The organism is Vibrio genomosp. F6, from assembly GCF_005146325.1.
GTDB classification, from domain to species: Bacteria; Pseudomonadota; Gammaproteobacteria; order Enterobacterales; family Vibrionaceae; genus Vibrio; species Vibrio cortegadensis.
The window spans coordinates 1-607 of the sequence record NZ_SYUT01000159.1; the positions used below are offsets into that span (position 1 = coordinate 1).

Annotated in this window: 1 protein-coding gene; it reads left to right on the plus strand. The window is 38.6% G+C overall.

The window, feature by feature from the left end:
* Positions 1-160 precede the first annotated feature (160 nt).
* Positions 161-586, plus strand: coding sequence for a hypothetical protein (locus FCV43_RS20285; RefSeq protein WP_136996196.1), 426 nt, complete (start codon positions 161-163; stop codon positions 584-586).
* Positions 587-607: the final 21 nt, after the last annotated feature.

Here is a 607-nt window from a genome sequence, read left to right on the forward strand (position 1 = left end):
CCCCTTAATGCGGCGTTAGCACTGGTCTGGTGTAAGTTGTCAAACTCTCCTCTTGTAGTGTACATATCGCATATATAATAAGAAGTTACGTTATTGCTGTTTCTTGATAGTGCATGCTCGATTATGATGACATTTCAACTATCAGCCATTAAGGTTTCACATGAACAAATATATTACAGCTATTATTCTTGTTGCAGCACTATCAGGGTGTGAAGATGCAACTAAAGCTCTTGACCAAGCTCAAGAGGCGGCTAATCAAGCGGTTGATAGCGTGCAAGAGAAAATGTCAGAAATTGATTTAGATAATTTGAATTTAGAGCAATTTGGTGATGCAACAGAATCGGCAAAAGAGCTAGCGGTTTCAGTACAAGAGGCATTAGATGTTGATTTAAGCGACCAAGGAGCTTTGGCAGAAGCAAAAGATAACATTGCCAATGCGTATAGCTGTTTGGTTGATGCTTCATCTGAATCAACGGCTGAGAAATTAATGGATAAAGTTCTATCGACAATTGGTAGCGAAGAGACCAAAAGTTTAATCGAAAAAAGCATTGAGAAAGCTAAAGCGGCTAAAGAGTGCGTAATGTAAAGTGCTAACAAACAATTTAAG